This is a genomic window from Candidatus Rhodobacter oscarellae (assembly GCF_001078595.1).
Lineage (GTDB): Bacteria > Pseudomonadota > Alphaproteobacteria > Rhodobacterales > Rhodobacteraceae > Rhodobacter_B > Rhodobacter_B oscarellae.
The window spans coordinates 916,073-933,968 of record NZ_LFTY01000002.1 but is presented as its reverse complement, the minus strand read 5'-3'; the positions used below and the strand labels follow the sequence as shown (position 1 = coordinate 933,968).

Genomic DNA, 17,896 nt, shown 5'->3' with positions numbered 1-17,896 from the left:
CAAGCCAATCGGGACAACATCTAGAACAACACGAGCCTGAACAACGCTACAAGACATTGATCTTTATGTTATTATTTTACAGCGCAATCCCATCCATCATGGGGGCCACGCTTAAACGCGCTGCTGTTTGTGCGTTATTTGTCAATGCGTTAGGTCCATTTTACCTTAAGCAGCGTGTAGCGTTACTTCCCCTGAATTCGCCGAGTTCCCGAGAGTTTTCGGTGGCTGTCGATTCGAGCGTGCCACCGTGTATCATATCTCGCAGGCCCAGAAAGAGGCCCAAAAACGGGCCAATCCGCTGCCGAGCCCCCGCGCTTAGAAAGCCAGCGGCGCATTCTCCTTGATCTCTTTGAGAACAAAAAACGTCCTGATCTGACGCACACCCGGCAACGCAATCAGCATCTTGTTGTGCATCGTATTGAAATCATTCATGTCGCTCACCCGGATTTTCAACAGATAGTCGAAATCTCCGGCAACCAGATGACAGTCCAGCAGCTCTTTCATGTCCGACACGGCCTCTTCAAAGGCGGCAAAGCTTTCTGGCGTGGAGCGGTCGAGAACGACGCCGACCATCACCAGGGTTCCGAGTTCGACCGAGGAGGGGTTCACATGGCCCATAACCTTCGAGATGTGGCCCGCTTCGAACAACGCCTGGGTGCGTCGATGGCAGGTCGCGGGACTTACATTCACCGAACTTGCAAGCTCGGCATTGGTTAGTCGCCCATCCGCCTGAAGGTGGCGAAGTATGTTGCGGTCGATTCGATCCAGCGCTGGCATGAGGGATTCTTCCGTTTTCTTCCACATTGCCTCTTTAAGGCAGAAAAGAGAGGCGTTGAAATGAATAAACTGAATAATCTGGCGCGCCAGTTCGAAAGCACCTTCCACGGTGTTTTTGATAACACTGCTGGAAACGCAAAACAGGAGATTGTCCATGTCGCTACTCGACAAATTCGAACGCTACCCGCTGACCTTCGGAAAAACCGCCATCGAGCATCTGCCGCGTCTGACCGAAGCGGTGGGCGCTGATGTCGAGTTTTATGCCAAGCGCGAAGACTGCAACTCTGGCCTGGCCTTTGGTGGCAACAAGCTGCGCAAGCTGGAATACATCGTGCCTGACGCCATCGCCAGCGGCGCGGATACGCTGGTGTCCATCGGCGGGGTGCAATCGAACCACACGCGTATGGTGGCGGCGACGGCGGCCAAGATCGGCATGAAATGCGTGGTGATCCAGGAAAAATGGGTGCCGCATCACGATGCCGTTTATGATCGGGTCGGCAATATCATGTTGACCCGCCTGATGGGCGCCGACAGCCGTCTGGTCGATGACGGTTTTGACATCGGCATCCGCAAAAGCTGGGAGGATGCGATCAAATCCGTCGAGGATGCTGGCGGCAAGCCCTATCCCATCCCAGCGGGCGCCTCGGTGCATAAATACGGCGCGCTTGGCTATATCGGCTTTGCTGAAGAAGTGGCCGAGCAGGAAGCGGAGCTGGGCTTTAAATTCGACTATATCGTGGTCTGCGTTGTCACCGGGTCGACCCAGGCCGGCATGATCGTGGGCTTCGCGGCACAGGATCGCGCCGACCGTGTGATCGGCATCGATGCCTCGGGCACGCTGGATCAGACCAAGGCCCAGGTGCGCGATATCGTGGACAACACGGCAGAGCTGGTCGGCCTTGGCCGCGAGGTGCGCGACGAAGAGATCCACATCAACCCTGATTATGCCTATCCGGCCTATGGTGTTCCCTCGGAGGAAACCAACGACGCGATCCGCCTGGCGGCAAAGACCGAAGCCATGATGACCGACCCGGTCTATGAGGGCAAATCCATGCAGGGCATGATCGATCTGGCGCAGAAAGGGTTCTTCCCGAAAGGCTCCAAGGTTCTCTACGCCCATCTGGGCGGCGCGCCTGCGCTGAACGGCTACAGCTATTACTACAAAGACGGCTGACCCCGCACCCAAACCCGAAACATAACGCACACCTAAGGAAGGTCGCCTGATGTCGAACACCCATCTGAAAACCATCGAACAACGGCTGTTGTGGCTGTCGCATTGGATGATCCACAATGCCAATCACATCCGCCCCAAGACCGATGGCATCAAGATTGGTGGGCATCAGGCGTCTTCCGCCTCGATGGTGTCGATTATGACCGCGCTCTATTTCTCGGCCCTTCGTCCCGAGGACCGAGTTGCTGTCAAGCCGCATGCCTCGCCGGTCTTCCACGCAATGCAATATCTGATGGGCAATCAGACGCGCGAGAAGATGGAGAACTTTCGTGGCTTTGGCGGCGTGCAAAGCTATCCAAGCCGCACCAAGGATATTGACGACGTGGATTTCTCGACCGGGTCGGTTGGCCTGGGTGTTGGGATCACGGCGCTTGCCTCGCTGGTGCAGGATTTCATTAAGGCAAAGTCATGGGGCGCGGAAACAGAGCTTGGCCGGATGGTTGCCCTTGTGGGCGATGCCGAGATGGATGAAGGCAACATCTACGAGGTGTTACAGGAGGGCTGGAAGAACGAGCTTCGCAACACCTGGTGGATCATTGATTACAATCGCCAGTCCCTGGACGGGATCGTGCGTGAAGGTCTGTTCGAGCGGATCGAGAAGATCTTTGAGGCCTTTGGCTGGGATGTTGTCAAAGTCAAATACGGCACGCTACAGCGCGCCGCCTTTCTGGAGCCCGGCGGAGAGAAGCTGCGCGCCTGGATAGATGCCTGCCCCAATGCCGAATATGCGGCACTGACCTATATGGGCGGCGAGGTCTGGCGACAGCGCCTGATGGATGATCTGGGCGATCAGGGAGACGTCACCGCCCTGCTTGAGAGACGCAGCGATGTCGAGCTGGCGGACCTGATGGAAAACCTTGGCGGCAATTGCGTTGAGACCATGGCCGAAACCTTTGCGGCCATCGATCACGACCGCCCCACCTGCTTTCTTGCCTATACGATCAAGGGTTGGGGGACGCCGATTGCGGGCCACAAAGACAATCACGGCGGGTTAATGACCAAGGCCCAGATGGCCGCGTGGCAAAAGAACATGGGCGTCGCTGAAGGACAGGAATGGGAGCCGTTCGCCGCGGTGGATGACGAAAACGGGCTGAAATCCTTCCTCTCTGCTGTGCCGTTCTTTGCCAAAGGGACCCGGCGCTACGCCGACACCAAACTGCCGGTGCCGCCCATCGCGTTCGCAACAGACCGTGAGACATCGACACAGGCCGCCTTTGGCAAGATCCTTGATGAGATGTCCAAGGGCGACAGCGACCTTGCGGCGCGGATCATGACCACCTCGCCAGATGTCACGGGCACTACAGGTCTTGGGGCCTTTGTGAACCGGCGCAAGCTCTTTGCCCGCGAGTCACAAAAAGACGCGTTCATCGAACACCGCATTCCTTCCACGGCCAAATGGAACTTCGCGCCAGAGGGCCAGCATCTTGAGCTCGGCATCGCAGAGATGAACCTGTTTCTGCTTCTGGGGGCGGCGGGGCTTGCCCATAGCCTCTGGGGCAAACGGATCATTCCCATCGGAACCGTGTATGATCCTTTCGTTCACAGGGGTTTGGATGCGCTGAACTATGCCTGCTATCAGGACGCGCGCTTCATGATCGTCGGCACCCCGTCCGGTGTCACGCTCGCGCCTGAAGGCGGGGCGCATCAATCCATCGGCACATCCCTGACCGGCATGGCGCAAGATGGGCTGGCAAGCTTCGAGCCTGCCTTTGCGGACGAACTGGCCGTCATCATGGAATGGGCGTTTGATTACATGCAGCGCGATGGGGGCGGCGACCCCGATGAACGCACATGGCTGCGCGATGAGACGGGCGGATCAGTTTACCTGCGCCTGACGACAAAACCTCTGGAGCAACCGGGCAAGCGCGCCGATGACGACTTTCGACAGGGCGCGATTGACGGGGCTTACTGGCTGCGCAAACCGGGACCGAATTGCGAGATCGTGATTGCCTACCAAGGGGCCGTCGCCAACGAGGCAATAGAGGCCGCCGGTCGCCTATCCGAGACGCATCGGGATATCGGAGTTCTTGCCGTGACCTCCGCGGATCGTCTGAACGCAGGCTGGACCGCCGCCCAACGCAGTCGCGCGCGCGGCCAGAGACAGGCGACGTGCCATGCCGAAAAACTCCTGCTCGGCCTACCCGGTCATTGCAAGATACTGACCGTTCTTGATGGGCATCCCGCGACATTGTCCTGGCTGGGAGCCGTTGCCGGGCACAGAACCATCCCCTTGGGTGTTGAACACTTCGGGCAGACCGGAACGATTGGTGATCTCTATAGCCATTTCGGCATCAACCGTGATGCAATCGTTGAGGAAGCCCGCAAAGCGCTGCCCACGGGCCTGGAAATCGCCCAGTCCATGCGCGCAGCTATCTAGCCTGAGTGTGACGCTCCGGCATAGCGGCGCCACATGCCGGGCCCGTTTTGTCCAACCAATGTCGCCGCTAATCCTGAGACGCTCGGCGTTGCCAATGACGCGGTCGAGCGTCTTGCACGGCACCGGAAATCGGTAGGGCTCTTGATCAATGCAGAGCCAGGCGCCCCCGCGCAGGGGGCGCTTGTCGCCTAGTTGATGACGTGGGGCTTTACCGCGTGGGTGACGTTCGACGGCAGCACGCCCAGGCGCCGCGCGACCTCGGTATAGGCATCCGCCAGCGAGCCCAGATCGCGCCGGAACACGTCCTTGTCCAGCTTCTGGCCGGTCTCGATGTCCCACAGCCGGCAGCTATCGGGCGAGATCTCGTCGGCCACGATCAGCCGCTGGAAATCGCCGTCCCATACCCGGCCGATCTCAATCTTGAAATCCACCAGCTTGATGCCCACGCCCAGCATCATGCCGGACAGAAAGTCGTTCACCCGCAGCGCCAGCGCCACAATGTCGTCCAGGTCCTGCTGGCTGGCCCAACCGAAGGCGATGATGTATTCCTCGGGCACCAGCGGGTCGCCCAGGCTGTCATCCTTATAGCTGAACTCGATGATCGGGCGCGGCAGCTGCGTGCCCTCCTCGATCCCCATGCGCTTGGACATGGAGCCCGCGGCATAGTTGCGCACGATGACCTCCAGCGGGATGATCTCGACCGCGCGGATCAGCTGCTCGCGCATGTTCAGCCGCTTGATGAAATGCGTCGGCACGCCGATATGGTTGAGGCCCTTCATGAAGAACTCGCTCAGGCGGTTGTTCAGCACGCCCTTGCCGTCGATGACGTCCTTCTTCTCGGCGTTATACGCCGTGGCATCGTCCTTGAAATACTGAACGAATGTTCCGGGCTCGGGGCCCTCATAGAGGATCTTTGCCTTGCCCTCGTAGATCTTCTTTCGCCGCGCCATGGGGTCTCCGATCGGTGGGGCCAGGGATGCGTGCGGCCCCTCTATTGGCGCGCTATAGGCCAAGACGTGGGCACCCGCAAGGCAAGCCCCTTGCAGAGTGGCCCCACGGGGGTCATATCCTTAGGCAACACCATTAAATTTGCGAGGAATCCCATGTCGACCTTTGAAGACCGCCAGAACGCCTTTGAATCCAAATTCGCCCATGACGCCGAGATGCAATTCAAAGCCGAGGCCCGGCGCAACAAGCTTTTGGGGCTTTGGGCCGCCGCGCTGCTGGGCAAATCCGGCGACGACGCCGAGGCCTACGCCAAGGAGGTGATCCGCGCGGATTTCGAGGAGGCCGGCGATGACGACGTGCTGCGCAAGGTGGCGGGCGACCTGGGCGACAAGTCCGACGCGACCGCGATTCGCGCCAAGATGACCGAGCTTATGGCCGAGGCGAAGGCGCAGTTGCTCGACGAGCTATGAATTCGTAAGCACTCCTTTCGAAACCCTAATAACCGCTAGAATCGGACGGAATTGGCGCCTCGCCGCCCCGCCCTGCCGCATTGTCGCCATGGTTGATTAACCTTGTAGTAAGGAATTTTACCCACCCTCCCTGACATGCCGTAAAGGGAGGGTGTTATGCGTGCCAAGAGTATACCGATAGAGCGGGATGACGGCGCCTGCCTGCGCGCCCTCCTCTCCAAGCAAGTTATCCCCTGCGCCCTTCTTTTCCTGTTCGGATGGATCATCTGGCAGAAATCGGGCGAGCTGGACTTTACCGCGATCCGCACGCAGGTCGGGGCGATCTCGCATTGGCAATGGGGCCTGGCGACCGCGGGCGCCGCACTCAGCTTCTGGGCGATTGGGCGCATGGATGCGGTCGTGCATCGGCTGCTGGATACCGGCGTGGGCGACCGCGCGGCGCAGCTGTCCGGCGTGGCCTCGGTCGCCACCGCGCAGATCACCGGCTTCGGCCTTTTGACCGGCACCCTGGCGCGCTGGCGGGTGCTGCCGGGGATCGGGTTGTGGAAGGCCGCGCAGATCACCGCCGCCGTGTCGATCACCTTCATGGTGGCGCTTGGCGGGCTGACCGCCGTGATGATCCTGCTGGCGGGGCCGGAGCTGGCCTGGAGCAAGCCCGCCGCCGTGTTGGGGCTGTTCTTTATTGCCGGGCTGGTGGCCGCGACCATCTGGAAGCCGCGTTGGCTGTTGAAGGCGGACCTGCCGCCGCTGCGCGCGCAAGCCACGCTGGCGGGGCTGGCGCTGCTTGATACGATGGCGGCGGCGCTGGCGCTTTACGTGCTGATGCCCGCGGATGTGGTGCCCGCGCCGATGGTCTTTTATGCGGTGTTCCTCATGGCGCTGGGGGTCGGCCTGCTGGGCACGACGCCGGGCGGGCTGGGGCCCTTCGAGATGATGATGCTGGCCTGCTTCACCCAGATCCCCGACGCCACGATCCTGGCCGCCATCGCCGCCTACCGCATCGTCTACTTTGCGCTGCCCGCCGCGCTGGCCGTGGTGGTGCTGGTCGCGGGGCCCTGGCTGCGGCTCTGCCAGGAGGTGCCGCGCGCGGCGCGCGTGCAATCGGGGCGCAAGACCGCGGACCGGCCCGTGGCCATGGGCGCGCTGACCTTCAACGCGCAGCGCGCCGAGTCCGGCCTGCTGCGCCAGGGCGAGCTGGACCTGTTGGTGAATGACCAGGACCACGCCGTCTCGTTGGTGGCGCCCGCGGGCCAGAGCCTGATCATGCTCACCGACCCCCTGAACCACAAGCACCCCACCGCCGAGACCCTGCACACGCTGAGATCCGCCGCCGCCAGCCGCTTTCTTGTGCCCTGCCTCTACAAATGCAACGCCCGCACCGCCGTGGCCGCGCGCCGCGCCGGGTGGCGGCTACTGCAGGTGAGCCAAGAGGCCGTTGTGGACCCCGCGCGGTTCGACCTGGGCGCGCGCGGCTGCCGGCAGCTGCGCCGCTATCTGCGCAAGGCCGCCGATGTCGTGATCGAGGACGTCACCGTCAACCCGCCCCTGCGCGAGATGCGCCAGCTTTCCAGGGCCTGGGCCGCCGGGCGCAAGGGGGCACGCGGCTTCTCAATGGGCCTCTTTGACGAGACATATGTGCGCGCGCAGCACGTCTACGCGGCGCGCCTGGACGGCAAATTGGTGGGCTTTGTAAGCTTCCACGAAAGCTGGCGCGAGCGCACGCTTGACCTGATGTGCATGGGCGCCCAGGCGCCCACGGGCACAGCGCACGCGCTCATCCACGCGGCGATCCTGGGCGCAAAGGCGGATGGGCTGGCGCGGCTGTCGCTTGCCGCGGTGCCCGGTCTGTCGGACCGGCTACGCCTGCCAAGCACCCTGGCGGGCCGGTTCCATCGCCTGTCGGGCGCCGAGGGGCTACGGCGTTTTAAGTCATGCTTTGACCCGCGCTGGGAGCCGCTCTACTTGGCCGCGCCTGGGGCGCTCAGCTTGGCGCTTGCGGGCGTGGACCTTATAGACCGGATCACGCGCCCACGGGCCCAACTTTATGCGCGGCGCTCATAATCTATATCGAAGTTATGAATTTGCCTAATCGGTACGGCGCTGTCATCTGAGGTAGCAACGCTACCTCACGCGCGCGCCGGCGCGAGCTCGAGCAAAGGAACCCCCGAGGCATGACCAGTACCCTTTTTGACGACCTACTTGCGCGCCGCGATTGGCTGTTGGCCGATGGCGCGACCGGTACGAACCTGTTCAATCTCGGCCTTGGGCCTGGGGACCCACCGGAGTTCTGGAACGAGGACGAGCCGGACAAGATCCGCGCGCTTTACCGCGGCTCCGTCGACGCGGGCAGCGATCTGTTCCTGACCAACAGCTTTGGCTCGAATGCCTCGCGGCTGAAGCTCCACCAGGCGCAGGACCGCGCGTATGAGCTGTCAAAGCTGGCCGCCGAGCTGGGGCGCGAGGTCGCGGATGCCGAGAGCCGTCCCATCGTGGTCGCCGGCTCCATGGGCCCCACCGGAGAGATCATGGCGCCGATGGGCTCGCTGACGCATGAGATTGCGGTTGAGATGTTCCACGAGCAGGCCGAGGGCCTGAAGGCGGGCGGCGCGGATGTGCTCTGGGTCGAGACGATCTCGGCCTTTGAAGAGCTAAAGGCCGCCTCCGAGGCCTGCGGCATGGCCGGTATGCCCTGGGTCGGCACGATGAGCTTTGACACCGCCGGGCGCACCATGATGGGGGTCACCTCTGCGGATCTGGCCAAGCAGGTCGAGAAGTTGCCGCATAAACCTGCGGCCTTTGGGGCCAATTGCGGCGTGGGTGCGAGCGACCTGCTGCGCACGGTGCTGGGCTTTTCGGCGCAGGGCACCGAGCGGCCCATCGTTGCCAAGGGCAATGCCGGGATCCCGAAATATGTCGACGGGCATATCCACTATGATGGCACGCCCGAGCTGATGGCGGATTACGCCGTGCTGGCCCGCGACTGCGGCGCTAAGATCATTGGCGGATGCTGCGGCACCGCGCCGGCTCACCTGCGCCAGATGCGTGAGGCGCTAGAGACGCGCCCGTCGAACGGGCGCCCCTCGCTGGAGGTGATCGCGGATACGCTGGGCGGGTTCTCCTCGGCAGATGACGGAACCGGCGATGCGCCGCCAAAGCCAGAGCGCCGCCGTCGGCGGCGGGGCTGAGCCGAGCCGCCGGGTTTAACCGACTGTTTACCGCGAATGTGACATGCTCTCTTTATGAGAGACGCATTCGCCCCTGCCCTTCGCAACCGCCCGACATCGCCAGCTCACCTGAGCCCGGAACGATGGATCATCCACCTCTTTAGCTCGCAGGCCGCCGCCAGCGGCGGCGTTGTGCGGCGCAAGTCCGCGGATGTTGAACGCATCGTTGGTTGGCCACGCTTCCGCCAGGAATTGAGCAAGCGCGGCTACCGCGCTGTGATCAACGCGGGACAGGTCGTGATCTTTTGCAACAAAGAGCCCGTTCGAATTTTCGAGTGACGCCCAAATCTCTTGCAAGAGATTTGCCAGAGCCTTCCAAGGCTCTGGTGAGGCGCGCGGAAGCTCACTGACTTGGCGCCAAAACCAATCCCTTCCAAGGGATTGGCAAAAGCCTTTGAAGGCTTTTGGGCCGCGTTCTAAAACAGGCTCAGCTGATCGCCAACACGTTCCGGAACGCGGAACTCATCCACTCGCAGCGCCGGAATTTTCCTCGCCAAACCAAGCCGTTGCGACGTCACCTTAAACCTCTGTGCCAGCAGTTCTGCGAATACGCCCTCGCCGCACATACGCTTGCCCCATTCGGGGTCGTAATCCTGCCCGCCATGGGTATCGCGCACCAGCCCCATCACGCGGTCGGCGCGGTCAGGGTAGTGCTCGGCCAGCCAATCCCGAAACAGCCCCGCGACCTCGCGCGGCAGGCGCAGCAGGACGTAGCTTGCCGCCGTCGCCCCCGCCTCCTTGCCCGCGGTCAGGATCGCCTCCAGCTCGTGATCGGTCAGCCCGGGCACCATCGGCGAGGCCATGACGCGCACCGGGCAGCCCGCCTCGACCAAGCGCTTGATGGTGCGCAGCCGCCGCGCGGGCGCCGGCACGCGCGGCTCCATCCGTCGCGACAATTCCGAGCCCAGCGTGGTCACCGAGATGCCCACGCGGGCCAGGCCCATTCGCCCCATCTCGCCCAGGATATCCAGGTCGCGCTCGATCAGCGTGCCCTTGGTTACGACGGCCACGGGGTGGCGATGCGCGTGCAGGACCTCCAGCAGGCCACGCATGATCCGCATCTCGCGCTCCACCGGCTGGTACGGGTCCGTGTTGGTGCCGATCGCGATCACCTTGGGGCGGTAGCTTTTGCGCGCCAGTTCCTTTTCCAGGATCTGCGGCGCGTCGGGACGCGCGATCAGCTTGGTCTCGAAGTCGAGCCCCGGCGACAGGCCCAGATAGGCGTGGCTGGGGCGCGCGAAGCAGTAGATGCAGCCATGCTCGCAGCCGCGATAGGGGTTGATCGAGCGGTCAAAGTCCAGATCGGGCGAGCTGTTCTTGGTGATCACGCTGCGCGGGCGCTCCACCGAGACCTCGGTGCGCAGCACCGGCCGGCCCTCGTCGCGCGCCCAGCCGTCATCCTCGAACACCCTTTGCGTCGCCTCGAATCGCACATCCGGGTTGCCCGCCGCCGCGCGCCCGCGCCGCTGGTCCTGGCTCAGCTGGTTGGTTCCTGGAATCTCCATGCTGCAACTAGAACATAAAGAGAACATTAATCAACCGCTAACCCGAAACGGTATATGCGATGGTCGGAAGCGACACGATGGATGTCGCAACTTGTCGAGTGCTGCGGTATCATTGCAGGAATAAGGGCTTAAATCACGCGCAGGCTTGCGCTTTTTGAAGGTGTCCCCATGGCTGACGAAGAAGACGACATCATCCTGAGCGAGCTGGACGACGAGGAACTCGTCGCACAGATGTTTGACGACCTATATGACGGCCTCAAGGAGGAGATCGAGGAGGGTGTGAACATCCTGCTTGAGCGCAAGTGGGAGCCCTATCGCATCCTGACCGAGGCGCTGGTGGGCGGCATGACCATCGTCGGCAACGACTTCCGCGACGGCATCCTTTTCGTGCCAGAGGTTCTGTTGGCCGCGAATGCCATGAAGGGCGGGATGGCGATCCTAAAGCCGCTGCTGATCGCAACCGGCGCGCCCCGCGTGGGCAAGATGGTGATCGGCACGGTCAAGGGCGACATCCATGACATCGGCAAGAACCTTGTCAGCATGATGATGGAGGGCGCCGGTTTCGAGGTGGTCGATCTGGGCATCAACAACCCGGTTGAGAACTACTTGGACGCGCTGGAGACCGAAGAGCCCGATATCCTTGGCATGTCCGCCCTGCTCACCACCACAATGCCCTACATGAAGGTGGTGATCGACACGATGGTCGAGAAGGGCATCCGCGACGACTACATCGTCCTGGTAGGTGGCGCGCCGCTGAACGAGGAATTCGGCAAGGCGATCGGCGCGGATGCCTATTGCCGCGACGCCGCCGTGGCGGTGGAAACCGCCAAGGAATTCGTGGCGCGCAAACACAACCAAATGGCGGCGGGCTAAGGCTAGGCCGCCTCAGCTGCGACGCTTAAGGCACCCGTTTCGGGTGCCTTTTTCGTGCCCGCCGCATGGTTCGGAAGCAGCCAGGCCCGCAGATAGGGGCGCAGGCGCGCGGCCAGGCCGATCTGGTTATGCAGCGCGCAAAACTCCAACGCCATGGATTGCAGCGCAAAGGCCTGCACGCCCTCGGCCAGCAAGCGCCGCGTGACATCGGTGCGAAAGGGCGCGCCCGACAGCCAGTCCGAGATCACATCGTAAAGCCGCTGGAACGCGATGGCCAAAGGGCCAAGATTGGCGATCCCCATTGCGGTGGAGTGCCGCGCGATCACGTCAAAGACATAGCGCTCCTGCGTCATCAGCGACCAGGCCGGCATCAGCGCCGCGATGAACCCGTCCAGGTCATGTGGCGGCGGCGCGGCCTCTAGCCGCTGAAGCTCTGCCTCCAGGCGCGCGGCGATCAGTTCCTCGATCAAGATCTCTTTGTCGGCGAAATGCGCAAAGAAGGTGCCCTTGGCGACCCCTGCCCGCCTCACCACGGCGTCGACGCGCAGGCCCTCAAAGCCCTGCGCGGCGATCTCGTCCTCGGCGGCGGCGATCAGGCGATTGCGGGTGCGGCGGCTGCGCGCCTGGGCTGGTTGGCTCATCTCGGGCCTCGGCGGTTAAATGACCACGGTCAAATCTGGTCAACTCGGGCGCAAGCGGTATCGCAAAATGGGTTTAGGACCCCTTAACGCGCCGGGAAATTCGCCCCGCAGGTCGCCCTTAGCCTTAAAATCCGCACTCAAGCCCCTTATCTTGCCAGCAAAGGAGCCGGGCATGCCTGCATATCGATTCGCGATCCTCATCGCCCTTGTGATCTGTGCCGCTGGCGTCACCGTGGCGTTCGGCTGGTGGCTCAGCGCGCAGCTTGGCGTGGCGCTGCCCGGTGCTGGCATCGCGGTCACCGCGGTCGCGGGCGTCGCACTTGCCGCGCGGCTGTTCTTTCGACGCGCGCCATGAAGCTCTCGGACGACAGGCTGACCCAGCACGGGCTTGCGCTTGAGGCGCCGCGCGGCAAGGTTCTGTTGATCGCCTGCGGCGCTCTGGCGCGCGAGATCCTGGCGGTCACAAAGGGCAACGGATGGGACCATATGGACCTGACCTGCCTTCCCGCGATCTACCACAACCATCCCGAAAAGATCTGCGGCGCGGTGCGCGACGCGGTGGAAAAGAACCGCGGCAGCTACGGCGCCATCCATGTGGTCTATGCCGATTGCGGCACTGGCGGGCAGCTTGAAAGGCTCTGCCAAGAGCTGGGCGTCGAGATGGTCGCCGGTCCGCATTGCTACTCTTTCTTTCAGGGAAATGAATATTTTGCGGCGGGAAGTTCAGACGAATTCACCGCGTTCTACCTGACGGATTTCCTGGTCCGCCAGTTCGACGCCTTCGTCTGGAAGCCCCTGGGGCTGGAGAAGCATCCCGAGCTGCGGGACATGTATTTCGGCAATTATGAAAAGCTAGTCTATCAGGCGCAGATTGACGACCCGGCGCTGACGGAGAAGGCCCGGGACTGCGCGCAGCGCCTGGGGCTCGCCTTCGAGCGGCGCTTTACCGGCTATGGCGACCTGAGCACGACGCTAGAGAAATGGGCCGGTTAAGCCGCCGCCGCCGCTGCGACCTGCTGGATGCGCTGCACCATCGCCTTTAGCCCGTTGGAGCGCTGCGATGACAGGTGGTCCTCTAGGTCAAGGCGTTTCAGCTCGGCCACCGCGTCGATCTTGCCGATCTCGGCCACCGGCAGGCCCGAGTAAAGCGCCACGAGCACCGCGATCAGCCCGCGCACGATCATCGCGTCGCTGTCGCCGCGAAAGCTCAGCACGCCACCATCCGAGATCTCGGGGACGATCCAGACCTGGCTGGCGCAACCATCCACCTTGGTTGCAGGCACGCGGAACGCGTCCTCGAGCGGCGGCATCGCCTTGCCCATGTCGATGACATGGCCATAGCGCTCCTCCCAGTCGCCCAGGAATTCAAACGTCTCGACGAGTTCCTCAAATTCCGCGCTGGCCATTGTCGCTCCCTTTCACCAATGGCGAGGTAATCCGGCCGGTGCAAAAGGTCCAGAGCATCGTTCCCTTTTCAAGCCACGCCGCATCGGCTAACCCTGTGGCGACGGCAAGGGGAGTGATATGGGCAAGCAATTCATACTGGCGCTATGCGTCGCGGGAATCGTGGCGGGCTGCAGCCGCATATCGGAATCACGCCTAAACCCGTTCAACTGGTTTGGCCGCAGCCAAGAGGCCGAGGTCGTGACCACCGCCCCCGACGCCGACCCGCGCCCATTGGTGCGCCAGATTGTCAGCCTACGGGTCGAGCAGGTGCCCGGCGGCGCCATCGTGCGCGCCACGGGCCTGCCGGAACAGCAAGGCTATTTCGACGGGGCGCTTATTCCCGTCGGTCGCGAGGTCGCCGAGAACGGCGCGCTGAACTACGAGTTCCGGGTGAACCCGCCCTTCGAGCAGACCCGCGTCAGCACGCCACGCTCGCGCGAGGTCATTGTTGGGCGCTTCGTGTCGGATCAGACGCTGGCTGGCGCGCAGCAGATCCGCGTGAGCGCTGCCGAGAACGCGCTGGTGGTGCGCCGCTGAGGCCCGCCCATGCGCTTGAACACCTGCCTCGCGGCCCTTGCCCTTAGCCTAAGCACCCTGCCCGCCTGGTCGCAGAGCTACATATGCTCGGGGCAAGCGCCCAATTGGCGCGTTGAGTTCGACGCCGTCCAGGGGCGCTTTTCCTTCCCCGCCCCGACCGACATGGATGTGATGCTCGTGACGACGGCAGAGGGCGCCGCCGATGGCTGGCCCCGCGCATTCACCCTGATCGGCGAGCGCGACACCGCGATCGTCCTGATCGAACAGGAGGCCTGCGGCGCGCAGCCCCTGCGCGCCCATGTCATGACCCAGCGCGGGCAGACGCCGATCCTCTTGACGGGCTGCTGCACAGCCGCCGCGGAATGACGCTTTCGGCCCCGGCCCGCGCCGCGGTCTGGATGACCGGCGCGATCCTGTCATTCACCGCGATGGCCGTGTCCGGGCGCGAGCTGGCGGGGATGCACGACACGTTCGAGATCATGACCTACCGCTCGCTCTTGGGGGTCGTGATGGTGCTTGCGGTCGCTGGATGGGCGGGCACGCTGGGCCAGATCACAACCCGGCGGCTTTGGCTGCATGGGCTGCGCAACCTGTTCCACTTCATCGGGCAGAACCTGTGGTTCTTCGCGGTGGGCGTCGGCACGGTGCCCCTGGCGCAGATCTTCGCCTTCGAGTTCACCACGCCTATCTGGGCGACCTTCCTGGCCGCCCTGTTTTTGGGCGAGCGCCTGACCCGGATCCGGCTCGCCGCGGCCGCCCTTGGCTTTGCGGGCGCCATGATCGTCGCGCAGCCGGGCGCGGATTTCGAGCTTAGCCCCGGGCTTGTCGCGGCGGCCCTGGCGGCCATCGGGTTCGCCGGAACTGCGGTCTGCACGCGGTCCCTGGTGAGGACCGAGACGATCACCTGCGTGCTGTTCTATCTGACGGTGATTCAGGCGGTGCTGGGGCTTGGCACCGCGTTCATGGATGGCGCCATGGCGCCGCCAAGCGGAGCCTCGCTGCCCTGGCTGATGCTGGTGGCGGTCTGCGGGCTGGTGGCGCATTTCTGCGTCACCAAGGCGCTGACGCTGGCGCCCGCGGGGGTCGTTATGACGATGGATTTCGCCCGCCTGCCGATCATCGCGGTGGTCGGAATGCTGTTTTATGCCGAGCCGTTTTTGCTTGCCGTCTTCCTCGGCGGGGCGTTCATCTTTGCCGCAAATGCCCTGAATATCCGAAATGAGGCACGTTCCCCGTCCAAATAGTGGCGCGAAAGACACGCTTCTTCGGTGTGGCAAATCGATTACGCGGGGTAAGACTATGGAATCTGCCTGGTACTGAAGTTTAATGGGCGCAGAACATAAATCATGCTTGGGAAGAGGACATGATGCGCTACCCACTCACAGCTACAGTGATATCCGCCGCACTGCTTACCGGCCATTTGGCCAATGCGGGCGGACTTGACAGAACCGGCCTTCCGATCGGGATCATCTTTCAAGATGGTAACTATGCCGAGATCACTTTCGCCAACACTAGCCCCTCCGTCACGGGCACAGACCTTCTTGGCAATCCAATCGGCAATGTCGGTGCCAGCTTTCGGAGTTTCGGCGGCGGGATCAAGTTGGATCTGTCGGACAGCATCTCTGTCGCATTGATTGCCGAGGAGCCCTATGGCTCGGACGTCACCTACCCGGGCTCCGGGGCCGCCACGCTTCTGGGCGGAACCTCGGCAGTTGCTAGCTCGCAGTCGCTGACCGCCGTGGGGCGGTACAAGTTCAACGAACGCTTCAGCGCCCACGCGGGTGTGCGTCACCAGAGCATCGAAGGCGACATCACGCTCTCGGGTCTCGCCTATGGTGGCCTGAGCGGCTACAACGTGGCCCTTAGCAAAGGCTCTGGAACCGGCTTCCTCGTCGGGGCCGCCTATGAGATCCCGGAATACGCCCTGCGCGTGGCCGTGACGTACAACTCCAAGATCGACCACGACTTGCCGTTTGTAGAAACCAACCTCCCGTCACCGCCACTCCCCCCGACGATTGCTGGGACGACGACGGTGACTTCTCCGGCATCGATCAACCTCGATGTGCAGACCGGCATCAACGAGAACACCCTTCTGTTCGGGTCCGTCCGATACGCCAAATGGTCGGACCTTAAGATCTCACCGACGGGCTTTGACGCCGCTGTGGACCCCACGATCCCCGGCTCCTCCATCAGCGACATTGAGGATTCTTTCAATTACACAGTCGGTGTCGGTCGCAAGATTAACGAGCAGTTCTCTGTGTCGGCCAGCGTGGGCTACGAGCCGGAGGGCACTGATGATTTGGTCTCGCCGCTCGCGCCGTCGAACGGAAATTGGTCCATCGGCCTTGGGGCGCAATACAAGACCGAAGCCGTGACGATCTCTGGCGGTGTTCGCTATACGAAGCTTGGCGACGCCCGCCCCGAAACCGGCACTCCGGACACGGCTCGGGCCAATTTTACCGACAACTCTGCGGTTAGCGTTGGGATGAAGATTGGCTTTAACTTCTGAGCCCAGCCTACGAAACGTAGGGCCTTTCCGATAGCGCCCGTCGTACCGAACCCCGCCCCTCACCCGGGCGGGGTTTTTCGCTCTCGCATGTACGTTTGGAAGGATTGGGCCGGGCCTTGGGCGCGCCCCAGACACCCGCGTAGCGGCGGTCTGGGTTAAAGCTCGATCACGTCGACCTTTTCGCCTTTGACCGCCAGGCCGACCTCGCCATTGCACAGCCGCAGCGCGTCCGCGCCGAACACATCGCGCCGCCAGCCGGTCAGTGCCAACCCGTCGCGCTCGCCGCCGGCGATGGCGTCCAGGTCCGAGGCCGTGGCGATAAGCTTTTGCGCCACGCCCACATTCTCGGCCTTGGCCTTCAGCAGCACCCGCAAAAGGTCGGCCAGCGCCGGGTTCACCGGCGCGTTATCCGCCGGGCGTGACGATCTTGGCAGCTTCTGGGGCGGCGCGCTCGCCGCGGCGGCCACCGCCGCCAGGATGCCGTCAGCGATATCGCCGCGCCGCGCCTCGCGCAGCAGCAGGCGCGAGCGGCCCAGGTCCTGATGCGACTTGGGCTTGGTCGAGGCCAGCTCTAGCAGCGCATCATCCTTGAACACCCGGTTGCGCGGCACGTTTTTGGTCTGCGCGTAGCGCTCGCGGAACTCGGCGAGATGCTGCACCATGCTCATGAACTTGGCAGAGTTCGTGCGGGTCTTGATGCGCCGCCAGGCCTCTTCGGGGGTGACCACATAGGTCTCGGGCGTGCGCAGGACCTGCATCTCTTCCTCGACCCATGGGGTGCGGCCGGACTCGGCCAATTGCTTGGCCAGCGCCTCGTAGATCACCCGCAGATGGGTGACGTCCGCCAGGGCGTAGGTCTTTTGCGCATCGGTCAGCGGGCGGCGCGACCAATCGGTGAAACGCGACGTCTTATCAAGCGGTTGCCGCGCGATCTTGCGCACCAGGGTCTCGTAGCCCACCTGCTCGCCAAAGCCGCAGACCATCGCCGCGACCTGGGTGTCAAACAGAGGCTCGGGGATCACCCCGCCTTCGATAAAGAAGATCTCGAGGTCCTGGCGCGCGGCGTGGAACACCTTGACCACGCCGGGCGCCACCAGCAGCTCGTAAAGCGGCGCCAGGGACAGCCCCTCGACCAGCGGATCCAGCAGCACGGCCTCGCCGTCGTCACCGGGCAGCGCCAGCTGCACCAGGCACAACTTGGAGTAATAGGTGCGCTCCCGCAGGAATTCGGTGTCAATCGTCACATAGGGCCCGTCCTTGGCACGGGCACAGAACTCGGCAAGCTCTTCAGTTGATTTGAGTGTTTTCATTCCGCCGCCATGACCGAAAGGGCCTAAAGTACCAGCCGCTATAGGCAA

General features: G+C 63.0%; 19 protein-coding genes. 13 read left to right on the top strand and 6 right to left on the bottom strand.

Features of this window, described 5'->3' with window-relative positions; genetic code table 11:
- Positions 1-315: 315 nt before the first annotated feature.
- Positions 316-933, bottom strand: coding sequence for an Lrp/AsnC family transcriptional regulator (locus tag AIOL_RS09405; protein ID WP_235438945.1), 618 nt, complete (start codon positions 931-933; stop codon positions 316-318).
- Between AIOL_RS09405 and AIOL_RS09400 the strand changes: the two genes are divergently transcribed.
- Together AIOL_RS09400 and AIOL_RS09395 are read left to right on the top strand one after the other, a co-directional pair.
- Entirely contained in the window at positions 932-1,951 is a 1,020-nt protein-coding gene (locus AIOL_RS09400; protein ID WP_049642743.1) for a 1-aminocyclopropane-1-carboxylate deaminase, read from the top strand. The genes AIOL_RS09405 and AIOL_RS09400 overlap by 2 nt on opposite strands.
- A 49-nt stretch (positions 1,952-2,000) precedes the next feature.
- Positions 2,001-4,385 carry a 1-deoxy-D-xylulose-5-phosphate synthase N-terminal domain-containing protein gene (locus tag AIOL_RS09395; RefSeq protein WP_049642742.1) on the top strand — a complete coding sequence of 795 codons (2,385 nt, stop codon included), beginning with the start codon at positions 2,001-2,003 and terminating at the stop codon, positions 4,383-4,385.
- 188 nt (positions 4,386-4,573) lie between these two features.
- Here AIOL_RS09395 and purC read toward each other — a convergent pair whose 3' ends face one another.
- Positions 4,574-5,335 (bottom strand): phosphoribosylaminoimidazolesuccinocarboxamide synthase, encoded by a 762-nt coding sequence (purC, locus tag AIOL_RS09390; RefSeq protein WP_049642741.1) that lies wholly within the window; start codon positions 5,333-5,335, stop codon positions 4,574-4,576.
- A gap of 153 nt (positions 5,336-5,488) precedes the next feature.
- Here purC and AIOL_RS09385 point away from each other — a divergent pair, with 153 nt between their 5' ends.
- The 4 genes from AIOL_RS09385 (at position 5,489) to AIOL_RS09370 (ending at position 9,306) form a co-directional block, all read left to right on the top strand.
- Complete coding sequence (locus AIOL_RS09385) at positions 5,489-5,803, top strand: DUF1476 domain-containing protein (protein ID WP_049642740.1); 315 nt, start codon at positions 5,489-5,491, stop codon at positions 5,801-5,803.
- A 156-nt stretch (positions 5,804-5,959) separates the two neighbouring features.
- Positions 5,960-7,864 (top strand): phosphatidylglycerol lysyltransferase domain-containing protein, encoded by a 1,905-nt coding sequence (locus AIOL_RS09380; RefSeq protein WP_049642739.1) that lies wholly within the window; start codon positions 5,960-5,962, stop codon positions 7,862-7,864.
- Positions 7,865-7,974: 110 nt separating this feature from the next.
- A complete protein-coding gene (bmt, locus tag AIOL_RS09375; RefSeq protein ID WP_049642738.1) occupies positions 7,975-8,988 on the top strand; it encodes a betaine--homocysteine S-methyltransferase in 1,014 nt (337 codons plus the stop codon).
- A 54-nt stretch (positions 8,989-9,042) separates the two neighbouring features.
- Positions 9,043-9,306 carry a hypothetical protein gene (locus tag AIOL_RS09370; RefSeq protein WP_049642737.1) on the top strand — a complete coding sequence of 88 codons (264 nt, stop codon included), beginning with the start codon at positions 9,043-9,045 and terminating at the stop codon, positions 9,304-9,306.
- Positions 9,307-9,443: 137 nt separating this feature from the next.
- Here the strand turns inward: AIOL_RS09370 and AIOL_RS09365 are convergent, their stop codons facing one another.
- Positions 9,444-10,532 (bottom strand): PA0069 family radical SAM protein, encoded by a 1,089-nt coding sequence (locus AIOL_RS09365; protein WP_049642736.1) that lies wholly within the window; start codon positions 10,530-10,532, stop codon positions 9,444-9,446.
- A gap of 168 nt (positions 10,533-10,700) precedes the next feature.
- On the opposite strand from AIOL_RS09365, the gene AIOL_RS09360 reads away from it, so the two are divergent.
- Positions 10,701-11,405: a corrinoid protein gene (locus tag AIOL_RS09360; protein WP_049642735.1), complete on the top strand. Its 705-nt coding sequence runs from the start codon at positions 10,701-10,703 to the stop codon at positions 11,403-11,405.
- Positions 11,406-11,407: 2 nt separating this feature from the next.
- On the opposite strand, the gene AIOL_RS09355 is transcribed toward AIOL_RS09360, so the two are convergent.
- Positions 11,408-12,046 (bottom strand): TetR/AcrR family transcriptional regulator, encoded by a 639-nt coding sequence (locus AIOL_RS09355; protein ID WP_082152502.1) that lies wholly within the window; start codon positions 12,044-12,046, stop codon positions 11,408-11,410.
- A gap of 172 nt (positions 12,047-12,218) precedes the next feature.
- On the opposite strand from AIOL_RS09355, the gene AIOL_RS09350 reads away from it, so the two are divergent.
- On the top strand, positions 12,219-12,401 hold the full coding sequence (locus AIOL_RS09350; RefSeq protein WP_049642734.1) for a hypothetical protein: 183 nt from the start codon (positions 12,219-12,221) through the stop codon (positions 12,399-12,401).
- Positions 12,398-13,039 carry a DUF1638 domain-containing protein gene (locus AIOL_RS09345; RefSeq protein WP_049642733.1) on the top strand — a complete coding sequence of 214 codons (642 nt, stop codon included), beginning with the start codon at positions 12,398-12,400 and terminating at the stop codon, positions 13,037-13,039. Before AIOL_RS09350 ends, AIOL_RS09345 begins: the two co-directional genes overlap by 4 nt.
- On the opposite strand, the gene AIOL_RS09340 is transcribed toward AIOL_RS09345, so the two are convergent.
- Positions 13,036-13,452 carry a SufE family protein gene (locus tag AIOL_RS09340; RefSeq protein ID WP_049642732.1) on the bottom strand — a complete coding sequence of 139 codons (417 nt, stop codon included), beginning with the start codon at positions 13,450-13,452 and terminating at the stop codon, positions 13,036-13,038. The genes AIOL_RS09345 and AIOL_RS09340 overlap by 4 nt on opposite strands.
- Positions 13,453-13,570: 118 nt before the next feature.
- Here AIOL_RS09340 and AIOL_RS09335 point away from each other — a divergent pair, with 118 nt between their 5' ends.
- The 4 genes from AIOL_RS09335 to AIOL_RS09320 all read left to right on the top strand — a co-directional run bounded on the left by AIOL_RS09335 (position 13,571) and on the right by AIOL_RS09320 (position 16,538).
- On the top strand, positions 13,571-14,029 hold the full coding sequence (locus tag AIOL_RS09335; protein WP_049642731.1) for a hypothetical protein: 459 nt from the start codon (positions 13,571-13,573) through the stop codon (positions 14,027-14,029).
- A gap of 9 nt (positions 14,030-14,038) precedes the next feature.
- Positions 14,039-14,395: a hypothetical protein gene (locus AIOL_RS09330; protein ID WP_049642730.1), complete on the top strand. Its 357-nt coding sequence runs from the start codon at positions 14,039-14,041 to the stop codon at positions 14,393-14,395.
- A complete protein-coding gene (locus AIOL_RS09325; RefSeq protein WP_049642729.1) occupies positions 14,392-15,273 on the top strand; it encodes a DMT family transporter in 882 nt (293 codons plus the stop codon). Before AIOL_RS09330 ends, AIOL_RS09325 begins: the two co-directional genes overlap by 4 nt.
- Before the next feature lie 119 nt (positions 15,274-15,392).
- Complete coding sequence (locus AIOL_RS09320) at positions 15,393-16,538, top strand: OmpP1/FadL family transporter (protein WP_082152501.1); 1,146 nt, start codon at positions 15,393-15,395, stop codon at positions 16,536-16,538.
- Positions 16,539-16,693: 155 nt separating this feature from the next.
- Here the strand turns inward: AIOL_RS09320 and rnd are convergent, their stop codons facing one another.
- Positions 16,694-17,848 carry a ribonuclease D gene (rnd, locus tag AIOL_RS09315; RefSeq protein ID WP_049642728.1) on the bottom strand — a complete coding sequence of 385 codons (1,155 nt, stop codon included), beginning with the start codon at positions 17,846-17,848 and terminating at the stop codon, positions 16,694-16,696.
- Positions 17,849-17,896: the final 48 nt, after the last annotated feature.